Source organism: Mesorhizobium sp., assembly GCF_004962925.1.
Taxonomy (GTDB): domain Bacteria; phylum Pseudomonadota; class Alphaproteobacteria; order Rhizobiales; family Rhizobiaceae; genus Mesorhizobium.
In genome coordinates, this window is sequence record NZ_SUEO01000202.1 from 1,500 (window position 1) to 11,747 (window position 10,248).

The 10,248-nt window shown below is 63.1% G+C and carries 12 protein-coding genes, 1 other RNA gene and 1 pseudogene; 6 read left to right on the plus strand and 8 right to left on the minus strand.

All coding sequences use genetic code 11. The features are described 5' to 3' along the window. Both E5W87_RS28495 and ffs read right to left on the minus strand, forming a co-directional pair. A partial coding sequence (locus E5W87_RS28495) for a DNA polymerase III subunit gamma/tau (RefSeq protein ID WP_292405090.1) occupies nucleotides 1-1,712 on the minus strand: 1,712 nt, incomplete at its 3' end. Between the two features lie 105 nt (nucleotides 1,713-1,817). After that, nucleotides 1,818-1,914: signal recognition particle sRNA small type (gene ffs, locus E5W87_RS28500), an RNA gene on the minus strand. Nucleotides 1,915-2,166: 252 nt separating this feature from the next. On the opposite strand from ffs, the gene E5W87_RS28505 reads away from it, so the two are divergent. Continuing rightward, nucleotides 2,167-2,586 (plus strand): HIT family protein, encoded by a 420-nt coding sequence (locus tag E5W87_RS28505; RefSeq protein ID WP_128243323.1) that lies wholly within the window; start codon nucleotides 2,167-2,169, stop codon nucleotides 2,584-2,586. 37 nt (nucleotides 2,587-2,623) lie between these two features. Further along, nucleotides 2,624-3,565 (plus strand): NAD(+) diphosphatase, encoded by a 942-nt coding sequence (gene nudC / locus E5W87_RS28510; protein WP_292405096.1) that lies wholly within the window; start codon nucleotides 2,624-2,626, stop codon nucleotides 3,563-3,565. 176 nt (nucleotides 3,566-3,741) lie between these two features. Here nudC and E5W87_RS28515 read toward each other — a convergent pair whose 3' ends face one another. Beyond that, on the minus strand, nucleotides 3,742-4,419 hold the full coding sequence (locus tag E5W87_RS28515) for a hypothetical protein (RefSeq protein WP_292405099.1): 678 nt from the start codon (nucleotides 4,417-4,419) through the stop codon (nucleotides 3,742-3,744). Here E5W87_RS28515 and E5W87_RS28520 point away from each other — a divergent pair. Continuing rightward, nucleotides 4,370-4,702: a hypothetical protein gene (locus tag E5W87_RS28520; RefSeq protein ID WP_292405121.1), complete on the plus strand. Its 333-nt coding sequence runs from the start codon at nucleotides 4,370-4,372 to the stop codon at nucleotides 4,700-4,702. The two genes, E5W87_RS28515 and E5W87_RS28520, sit on opposite strands and share 50 nt — an antisense overlap. 25 nt (nucleotides 4,703-4,727) lie before the next feature. Then, entirely contained in the window at nucleotides 4,728-5,009 is a 282-nt protein-coding gene (locus tag E5W87_RS28525) for a Dabb family protein (protein ID WP_292405101.1), read from the plus strand. A 56-nt stretch (nucleotides 5,010-5,065) separates the two neighbouring features. Here the strand turns inward: E5W87_RS28525 and E5W87_RS28530 are convergent, their stop codons facing one another. After that, entirely contained in the window at nucleotides 5,066-5,725 is a 660-nt protein-coding gene (locus E5W87_RS28530; RefSeq protein WP_292405104.1) for a hypothetical protein, read from the minus strand. A gap of 259 nt (nucleotides 5,726-5,984) precedes the next feature. After that, nucleotides 5,985-6,497, minus strand: coding sequence for an isoprenylcysteine carboxylmethyltransferase family protein (locus E5W87_RS28535; RefSeq protein ID WP_292405107.1), 513 nt, complete (start codon nucleotides 6,495-6,497; stop codon nucleotides 5,985-5,987). A 261-nt stretch (nucleotides 6,498-6,758) separates the two neighbouring features. Here E5W87_RS28535 and E5W87_RS28540 point away from each other — a divergent pair, with 261 nt between their 5' ends. Continuing rightward, nucleotides 6,759-7,232 carry a VOC family protein gene (locus tag E5W87_RS28540; protein ID WP_292405110.1) on the plus strand — a complete coding sequence of 158 codons (474 nt, stop codon included), beginning with the start codon at nucleotides 6,759-6,761 and terminating at the stop codon, nucleotides 7,230-7,232. A 63-nt stretch (nucleotides 7,233-7,295) separates the two neighbouring features. Here E5W87_RS28540 and E5W87_RS28545 read toward each other — a convergent pair whose 3' ends face one another. From E5W87_RS28545 to E5W87_RS28555, 3 genes are all read right to left on the minus strand, one after another. After that, the gene (locus E5W87_RS28545) at nucleotides 7,296-8,093 is read right to left on the minus strand and encodes a hypothetical protein (protein WP_292405113.1); all 798 of its coding nucleotides are present in this window, start codon (nucleotides 8,091-8,093) and stop codon (nucleotides 7,296-7,298) included. Nucleotides 8,094-8,171: 78 nt separating this feature from the next. Then, nucleotides 8,172-9,035 carry a prephenate dehydratase gene (locus E5W87_RS28550; RefSeq protein ID WP_128243315.1) on the minus strand — a complete coding sequence of 288 codons (864 nt, stop codon included), beginning with the start codon at nucleotides 9,033-9,035 and terminating at the stop codon, nucleotides 8,172-8,174. A gap of 37 nt (nucleotides 9,036-9,072) precedes the next feature. Then, the gene (locus tag E5W87_RS28555; protein WP_292405116.1) at nucleotides 9,073-9,810 is read right to left on the minus strand and encodes a 3-deoxy-manno-octulosonate cytidylyltransferase; all 738 of its coding nucleotides are present in this window, start codon (nucleotides 9,808-9,810) and stop codon (nucleotides 9,073-9,075) included. 193 nt (nucleotides 9,811-10,003) lie between these two features. Here E5W87_RS28555 and E5W87_RS28560 point away from each other — a divergent pair. Next, nucleotides 10,004-10,248 (plus strand): annotated as a pseudogene (locus E5W87_RS28560) (cytochrome c family protein); the annotation flags it as partial.

The following is a 10,248-nucleotide window of genomic DNA, read 5'->3' on the forward strand; positions in this document are numbered from 1 at the left end:
ACGGTCGGGTCGCTCTTGGCATCGAGGAGGGCGTTTTCGCGTTTGGTCGATTCCATCTCGGCCAGCGTCTGGCCGCCCTCTTCCTTCGACAGCGACACCAGCCAGCTGCGGCCGGTCCAGGCGCGCAATTTGGCGGTCAGATCGTTGAGCAGCATCTTCGGCGCGTCATCGGTCAGGCTGACGTCGATGCGGCCCGGCTCGATGCGCACCAAGCGCACGCAGCGCTTCACCAGCACCTTGAAGGCCATGTCGCGCTGGGCGTCGGCAAGCGCGACGATGTCTGCCAGCGATTTCACCGGTACCGGCGGCGCATCCGCAACCGGCGCCGGCGCCGGCGCGGGAACGAAGGCTGCAGGCATCGGCTCGGGTTCGACCAGCCGCATGGTCTGCGCGCCGCCATTGGCCGTCGGCATCCGCGTCTGCGCTACGGCGCTGGCGCCGCCGCCATTACTGGGGCTTGCCGGGCCAGAATATGCGGGGCCAGAGCTTGCGGGTGCACCATTCGAGCGTGGCGCGCCATTGGGCACCGACGCTCCGCTCTCCAGCGATTTCAGCGCCTCGTCCAGTGTCGGCAGGTCGGCGGCATGCGCCAACCGGATCAGCACCATTTCGGCGGCACTGACCGGCCGGTTGGAAGACTGCACTTCGGGAATGCCTTTCAACAGCATCTGCCAGGTCCGCGACAACACCCTGATCGACAGCGTCTTGGCGAAATCGGCGCCGCGCCGGCGCTCGTCCTCGGACAGCGAGGCGTCATCGAGGGCAGTCGGCACGAAACGCAGCCGAGTGACGAGATGGTTGAACTCGGCAAGATCGGTCAGCACGGCGGCCGGATCGGCGCCGGTATCGTATTGGTTGCGGAACTCAGCCAAGGCGGCCGCCACGTCGCCCTTCATCACATATTCGAATAGGTCGACGATGCGGGCACGGTCGGCCAACCCGAGCATGGCGCGCACAGCTTCAGCGCTAACCGCGCCGCTGCCATGGGCGATCGCCTGGTCGAGAATGGACAGCGAATCGCGCGCCGAGCCTTCGGCCGCACGGGCGATCATCGCCAGCGCGTCGTCGTCGACCACAATGCCTTCCCTAGCGGCGATCGAGGAGAGATGCTCGACCAGCGCGCCGGCATCGATACGCCTGAGATCGAAGCGCTGGCAGCGCGACAGAACGGTGATTGGAACTTTTCTGATTTCGGTGGTGGCGAAGATGAATTTGACGTGCGGCGGCGGCTCTTCCAGCGTCTTCAGCAGGCCGTTGAAGGCCTGGGTCGAGAGCATGTGCACTTCGTCGATGATGTAGACCTTGTAGCGCGCCGACACCGGCGCATAGCGCACGCGCTCGATGATGTCTCTGATGTCGTCGATGCCGGTGTGCGAGGCGGCGTCCATCTCGATGACGTCGACATGGCGGCCTTCCATGATCGCCTGGCAGTGTTCACCCGGAACGGCAAGATCGACCGACGGCTGGTCGACGGTGGCAGTCTTGTAGTTCAGGGCCCGCGCGAGTATGCGCGCCGTCGTCGTCTTGCCGACACCGCGCACGCCGGTCAGCATCCAGGCCTGGGCGATGCGGCCGGTGGCGAAGGCGTTGGTGAGGGTGCGGACCATCGGCTCCTGGCCGATCAGTTCGGAGAAGTCCGCAGGACGGTATTTGCGCGCCAGAACGCGATAGGCGGCGGCCTTTTCCGTTCCCGAATTTCCGGCTTCGCTCATTCGCCCGTAAAGCTCCAAGGGCCGCCGCTGGAGGCGGCCGATTCCTGCGCATAGTTTCGCCCGCAGGGCTTGGCGCCGTCAATGTCGCGGGAGAAAGGCGAAGAGGCGGGAGGCTGGAACAATGACCCGTTCCGGGCTCGTTAGGGCTGCTTCCTTCCGGACCTGACCCGGTTGGCGAGTGGACCGTCCACCACCAACCTCCCGTGCTCCATATCGGCAATTCGGCGATGAAATGCAAGTGCGCAGGATCAATCAGCAGGGGTAACGCCGAAAGCTGAAACAAAAAACCCGCCTCGGGAGGCGGGTCATCGGCGCAAATCAGCACCATGCCCAAATCAATAGCATAACTGCCGTCACGGAGCAATGATTCGCTTGCCGCCCTCTTGCGGCCCCCCGGCAGCCGCTTTAGCGTTCATGAAGTTTAAAAAACACTACAAAAGCGAAGGAAACGCCGATGTTGCCGGGCCTCAAGGCCGGATTCACGCTGGATGCTCGTCTGGAGACGGACAGCGAACAGTTGATGTGGCTCGGCCTGTGCGAGTTGCGGGTGATGAACGACCGCCGCTGGCCGTGGCTGCTTCTGGTGCCGCAGCGGCCGGGCGTGGAGGAAATCCACGATTTGACGCCGCTCGACCAGGCAATGCTGACCTTCGAGACCAACATGGTAGCGCAGGCGCTGAAGAGGGTGACCGGCTGCACCAAGATCAACACCGGCGCGCTCGGCAACATCGTGCGCCAGTTGCATGTCCATGTCATCGCGCGTTCGGAAGGCGATCCCGGCTGGCCGGGCCCGGTGTGGGGCCACGGTATGCGCGAGCCCTATCAGCGCCCGGACCTGCGCCGGTTTGCGCAACAGATAAAGGCAGCGCTATAAGCCTGTTCCGTGTCCATCCTGAAATCCAGAGTCTCCCATGAGCTTCCGCCTGTTTGACGCGCCTTTGCGCGAGCCGAGCCAGTTCGTCGGCTTCGCCGGCAACGTGATCGACCGGCAATCCGAAAACCGCGCCGACGATTCTGTCGAAAAGGCACTCGCCGATCCCTCAGCCAGGCTTTTGCTGATGCATGGCGGGCGCCTTTATATGAAGCTCGTTGGCGACGGCTTCGACCCCTGGTTCGACGCCCGGGAAAGCCAGCCGCTCCAGGCGTCGCTCGACTATGGCGTCCTGCTCGGTTTTTCCGACAGCGGCCCGGTGCTCGCCGTGCCGGCAGGCATCGATTCCGAACAATTGCCGGAGACGATCAAGGCCATCGACTATCGCTCGGTCTACATGCAGGGGCTGATCGACGAGGCGGCGGCCGGCGCCATGGCGCAAGGAGCAGCGCTGCTCGCCTGGCATGCCAGCCACCGCTTCTGCAGCAAATGCGGCAATGAAGCCGAAATGCGGGCCGGCGGCTACAAGCGGCTTTGCCCGGCCTGCGCCACGGAGCATTTTCCGCGCACCGACCCGGTGGCGATCATGCTGACGGCGACGCGCGAAAAATGCCTGCTCGGCCGCGGCCGGCATTTCGCGCCGGGCATGTATTCGGCGCTTGCCGGCTTTATCGAACCCGGCGAGACGATCGAGGCGGCGGTGCGCCGTGAAACGCTGGAGGAAGCAGGCATCAGGCTTGGCCGCGTCGTCTATCACGCCAGCCAGCCCTGGCCGTTTCCCTATTCACTGATGATCGGCTGCTTCGGCGAACCGCTCAACGACGACATCCAGGCCGACCTCAACGAGTTGGAAGACTGCCGCTGGTTTTTTCGCGACGAGGTGCTCTCGATGCTGGCCCGCGAGCACCCGGGCGGCCTGGTCACGCCGCCGAAGGGGGCGATTGCCTATAACCTCATCCGCGCCTGGGCCGACGGCGTGTAAACGTTTGTGGGGGCCAAAAATGACTGGGCCATTTGGGTCAGAGCCTTCGGGCTTCGGCGCGGTTGCAGCGATATGCAACTGCGCCGAACCCCTCGGCCCTGACCCAAATCCGCCCCACCACAACACTTCATCCGAGCAAGAATGCTGCGGGTCGGCTAGCGATCGCCCGTCCGCCGCTATTGGAACTTCGATAGCCCGGTCTGGATAAGTTTGACGCCGGCCTGACGGAATGCGCCTCCGAGCGCCTCGTTGACAACCTGCGCTGCCGCGCTCTCGAACCGGACGCCCATTGCCGCCAGGTCGGCGCCGCTCAACTGCTCCTGCCACCACGGTGGCGGTGGAACGGGTTTAGGGAATTTGAGCCTGAGGCCGTTGCCGCAGAGCTCGTCGACATACTGCAGGAGACGGCCGCTGACGATGATGATGCCGCGCTGTTCCCCCTGCTGCGGCAGCCAGTCCGCGATTTCCTGAGCCGACGCTGCGCGCTCGATCAACCCGTCGGCCAGAGCGGCGGCGAAGGCGATGCGGGGCGGTAGCGGCTGCGGATTGAGCGCTACCCGGGACAGGGGGCCGCCGAGGATGTCCCACAGTTCAGGATGCCGCTGGGCAATGACGTGAAACAGCGCCGTGGACCACCGAGCCTGCGGACCCGACCCGAACAGCGAGTGCCAGGGTTCCGGATGTGGACCGAACCATGCCATTCGCTGCAAGGCGGCAAAGATGATTGGATCCCAGGGACCTCGCGGCTGCGGTTCGTCTGGATTCGGATAGCTGCCCAGCAGGTCGCGGACGAAAGAAACAAACATGTCTCGCGAAATGCTGCCTGAGAGATGGGAAGATGAAATATCATGCATGGTGAACCTCCGAGCAGTGAATTGTGCCCGCACGACCATGCGGGAAGCCCACTTACGGATGGCTTACGGATGGATGAATTCCGTTGCCTGCGTCTGCATCCACGGCTTCGGCAAGAAGGCTATCGAACTGCTCTGTTTGAATTTCGATGGCTTTTCGCCTAGTCGAAATGCGGGCCGGCGGCTACAAGCGACCTGCCCGGCCTGCGGCACTGAGCATTTTCCACGCACCGACCCGGTGGCGATCATGATTGCCCATCACCGCGCCTGGGCCGACAACGCGTAACCAGTAAACATCGGGGGAGCAAAAGATGATCCGTCACACTGTGGTGTTCAGGTTGAAGCATAGGGAAAACTCGGCCGAGGAGGCGAAATTCCTGACTGATGCGAAAGTGCTCGTGGCGATACCGGGCGTCGAGAAATTCGAGCAGTTGCGTCAGGTCAGCCCGAAGAACGATTATCGCTTCGGCTTCGCCGACCAGGCCGCCTATTCCCGCTACAACGACCATCCCGACCACGTCGCCTTCGTCCGCGACCGCTGGATCCCGGAGGTCGAGGCGTTTCTAGAGATCGACTACGAGCCGCTGGGGTAGGCCCAAAATCCAATCGCTCTGAGCGAGCAAGTTCGACCAGACGACCCCCGCCGCTATTACTGGCCTGACGCATGCTGGTGGGGCGCATCGGGATTGTGATGCTTGCAGGTCACCCGCGGGTTGAACTGGGCGAAGACGCCGTTTGGGTTTTCTCGATAGAGCCAGACGTGCCGGTCGTGATGCGGCTCGAAGTTATGCGCCTCATCCGCGGGCGTCGCCGGATCGTCGATCATAGTGTCCCAGGGAACGCCGTGGAACGAAGGCGGGGCGTCGTGGCCGGCTTCCTTCCACGCTTTCGCGAAGACGAGATTCTCCACCGCGATCAGTTCGAGCGATCCGTCGGCCTGCGGCTCGTAGACGAGGACCGCGGGCTTGGCGAAGTCCGTGTACGTGCCGGTGCCGTCGACGCGCGGGTTGGGCGGAGCGGTGATGCCGAGCATATCGGGGCGAAAGTAGTGGAGGCCCATAGCCCCTAATTTCTGCGGCTGTCTCGTCATCTCGGCGGTCTCGCACATGTTGGCGGGATCGCGGATGTAGCCCTCCGCGAGCGCGACGTTGACATTGCGGAACCGCTCCGTTGCATGGCGGATTTCGGCAAGGCTCGGCTCGCCGGGCGCGGGGAACGACGATGCGTCGATCCGCGCTGCCTCCGCCGGTGTCAGCGGAGCGGTCGGGGCGGCGGTGGTAGTTATGATCGCGATTGCAGACGCGACCAAGGTTCCTGATCTTGAGCTCATCTGGATGCTCTCCTGTATTCCTAGGCTTCTACGAAATATCTCGGCTTTGGCTGACGTAGAAAGTGAGTTTGTAACGAGAAGGCTTACTTTTTCCTCCACGTCCCGAGGCAGCTTGGCTACCACCGCAATGTTTATGCAGTATGTCTTGACTGTTTCATTTGAAATGCATCAACTTGTTGAGTTGATCATTTCCTCTGGCTATGCTGAAGCGCTCCAACCAGCAGACGGCATCAGTCTGTCAGTAGCCAGGGAAGTGCTTGCGCATCGCCCTTTCCTCCTGGAGTATGCGGATGCCAAGCGGCACAGCGTAGATCGCCAGGCCGACCACAAGAGTGAAAAAGGCGTGCAGCGTAAGCGCGAAGCCAAAGAGCTCGGGGAGAATGTTGAGATAATAGTTCGGATGGCGAACCCACCGAAAAAGAGGATGCGTTCTCAGCACATGGTCTCGGGCGATCATTAGCTTGACCGTCCAGAAACGACCAAGCAGGGACGAGACGATCAGCAACATCACGGCACCGAAGCCATACAGGACTAGCCCGATGATCGTGACGAGGTCGAAAGACGTCGGTCGAGCAAGGCCTTCAATCGAAGCTGCGATGTAAAAGGCAATGTGGGCTAGGGCGAGCCAGCGCGAGTTTCGCGAGCCGTACTCGATGGCCCCATTCTGTCGCAGCGCCTTTTCATTTCGCATCGAGATCGCAAGCATCACGATGCGAAAGACGATGGCTGCGATGATGAACAAGATAAGCATGCGGACGCATTCCAATCACAAATTCCACCGCGTCGGAAGCGACCGTCGTAGCCAAAAAGGCCGACTCCAGTCGTCGCGCGACTGGCAGTGAGGCAGTTCCACCCAAAGCGGACCGCGACGTAAGGGTAAGCTGCCCTTTGCGATCGCCGGGGCGAGCCGGACGCTTCCGGGGTGGAGAAAAGCGTTTGGCTACCTATTTCGGAAGGGAAGGGATGGGGAAACAAGGGCGAAATCTTGGCTTCAAGGCGAAAGGAACCCGCAATGGCGAAGAATACGATCTGCCTCTGGTACGATAAGGACGCCGAGGCTGCCGCCCGCTTCTACTCCGCGACCTTTCCTGACAGCGTGGTGAGTGCGGTGCACCATGCACCCAGTGACTACCCAGCCGGCAAGGAGGGCGACGTGTTGACGGTCGACTTCACAGTTGCGGGCATTCCTTGTCTCGGCCTCAACGGTGGTCCCGCTTTCAAGCACAACGAAGCCTTCTCGTTTCAGATAGCCACCGACGATCAGGAGGAGACCGACCGCTACTGGAATGCCATCATCGGCAATGGCGGCCAGGAGAGCGCGTGCGGCTGGTGCAAGGACAAGTGGGGCGTTTCCTGGCAAATCACGCCACGCGTACTGACTGAAGCGCTGGCGGCTGGCGGCGGCGAAGCAAAGCGCGCGTTTGATGCCATGATGACCATGAGGAAAATCGACGTCGCCGCGATCGAGGCGGCGCGGCGCGGTTGACGGTCCATCGCGATTTGCGGCCAAATTGCTGCCGGAGCTTGCCCGCTCGCCACCCAGTGCTCGTCAATCGCGCGTGACCGCCGCAACGGAGGCGCGTAGCGCGCCGGCGAACTCGGGATGGCCATAGAGGTCGTTGTGGCCAGCGGCTATGGCGATGTGGCTGCGCAGGTCACGGGCGGCCTCGCCCAGAGGTGCTGAGCGTGCCGCAGGAACGATGGTGTCGTTCTCGGCGACGATGACGGCCGTGGGCACAGCGAGGTCGCGCAGAGATTCTACCGCTTCCATGCGGTGCCGCAGCAAGGGGCGCACCGGCAGCCAGGGATAGTGGTGGGCGGCGAGTTCCTTCAGCGAGTCGAAGGGCGTCACCATGACGATGCCGCGCACGGGCCGGACCGTCGCCAGATCGACCGCAACCGCAGCGCCGAGGCTAAGGCCGATGGCGACGATGCCGGCTTTGGCATCGGCGGCCAGGTGGTCATGGGCGCGTCGGGCGTCCTCGAATAGGGCGGAGGCTGACGGGCTTCCGCCGCTCGGCGCATATCCGCGGTAGTGCAGCGCAGCGATCTCATGTTCGGGGAATAGCTGGTGCAGCATGAGGGCAAGTGCGTCGGCGTTCCAGGCATTGCCGGCGAAGCCCAGCAGGAGCGGGCGTGGCTCAGCCTGTCTTGCCGGCAGGCGTACCAGAACGACGCGCTCGCCATCCTGCGTCGCCAGCTCGATATGGCGGGCTCCGACCGGCAGATCGGGTCCGAAAGCCGCAAGGCCGGCCGGAAAGATCAGCCAGGACTGAAGCACATACGCGACGGCGACAACGGCCGCATACAATCCGGCGGCTGCGAGCGTCAGTTTCAGGAGCCACATGCCAGGAATGTCGCCCGGCGCACGTCAGCTGGCAAGGCGCTAGGTTCACGACGCGGCAGACCTCTCGATGAATGCTAGCTAATCCGCCACCTTCCATTGCTCGCGCGATTCGCTGGCGGGATAGACACCCAGGATCCGCATTTCGCGCGAGAAGAAGCGCAGCTCGTCAAGTGCGAGCTTCACCAGCGGATCGTCGGGATGGCCCTCGATATCGGCGTAGAACAGGGTCGCCGTGAACGCGCCGAGCTGGTAGCTCTCCAGCTTGGTCATGTTGATGCCGTTGGTGGCAAAGCCGCCCATCGCCTTGTAGAGCGCGGCCGGCACGTTGCGGACGCGGAAGATGAACGTCGTCATCATCTTGGCGGCGGCGGAAGGGCGGTCGGCCCATTGCCTGTTCTTGGTCAGCACGACAAAGCGGGTGACGTTGCTGTCGGTGTCCTCGACATTCTCCTCGATGATATCGAGCCCGTAGAGCGTCGCGGCCAGCGCCGGGGCAAGCGCCGCCATGGTGCGATCCTTCACCTCGCCGACCAGCTTGGCGGAACCCGCCGTGTCGCCGGCGACCACCGGCTTCCAGCCGTTCTTGCGGATGTATTTGCGGCACTGGCCGAGCGCATGGATATGGCTGTGCACGGTCTTGATCTCGTCGCGCCTGACGCCCGGCAAGACCATCAGCTGGAAATGGATCGGCAGGAAATACTCGCCGACGATGTGCAGCTTCGATTCCGGCAGGAGATGGTGGATGTCGGCAACGCGGCCGGCAATCGTGTTCTCGATCGGGATCATGGCGAGGTCGGCCTTGCCAGTCTCGACCGCATTGAAGGCATCCTCGAAGGTCGGGCACGGCAACCGCTCCATATCAGGAAACATGTTGCGGCAGGCGGTGTCTGAATTGGCGCCCGGCTCACCCTGGAAGGATATTCTGTTGGTCTTTTCAGGCATGCCAAATGTCTCAGGTTGACCAGATATCTGGGGTTGATCAAATATCTCGGGTTGAAAGGATGGTTCTGGCGCGTTCGAGGTCGTCCGGCGTGTCGACGCCGAACGGCGCGGACTGCACGATCTCGGCGTCGATGCGCATGCCAGCCTCCAGCGCCCGCAACTGCTCGAGCTTCTCGCGCCGTTCCAGCGGCGACGGCTTCAACGCGACGAAGCGTTCGAGTGCTGAGCGGCGATAGGCATAGAGGCCGATGTGATGATAGAGCGGCCCCTCGCCCCAAGGCGCCGTGGCGCGGGTAAAATAGAGCGCCCGCAGCCGTGTCTCCGACAGTGGCGAGCCGACGATCTTGACGACATTCGGATTGGTTTTTTCCTCGTCGCGGACGATCTCGATGCCGAGCGTGGCGATGTCGACCGCCGCATCCTCGAAAGGCCTCAGCGCGGCATTGATGATCTTGGGATCTATGGTCGGCAGGTCGCCTTGCACATTGACGACCGTTTCGACCTTGCGCCCGGGATCCAGCGTGGCCAGCGCCTCGAAGATGCGGTCGGAGCCCGATTCGTGATCCGCCCGCGTCATGACGGCCTCGAAGCCATGCGCGCGCACCGCCTCCGCCACGCTTTGCGTATCGGTGGCGACCACCACCCGGCCGAGCCCGGCCTCGGCGGCGCGACGGGCGACGTGGACGATCATCGGAGCGCCGGCGATGTCGGCCAACGGCTTGCCCGGCAGGCGGGTCGAGGCCATGCGGGCCGGGATGAGGATGAGCGTGGACATCGGGTGACGAAGCGTTCGAAAAAGAGGATGGGAAAAGTGGCAAAAGGTCTCACTGGAAGCGCCCTTATAGGTGTTGCAACGCCAGAGCAAAAGACCTAGTTTCCGCCCGATTTGACCGCCTCGCGGGGTGGTTCACGATTACCGACGGACGGAGTGGACGGATCGGTCCGCCGGAAAAGGGAGCCTGGGGCGTATGGACTCTTTCGAAATCAACAAGCTGATCGGCGGGCTGCTCGGAACCGTATTTGTCGTGTTCTCGGTCGGCATCGTGTCCGATGCGCTGTTCGCCTCCCCCGCACCGGAAAAACCCGGCTTCGCCATCGAGGCGGCCGAGGAGCCTGCCGAGGGCGGCCCCGCAGCCCCTGCGGCAGAAGCCAAGCCGATCGCCGATCTCCTGGCCAACGCCAATGTCGAGGCGGGTGCCGCCGTGTTCAAGAA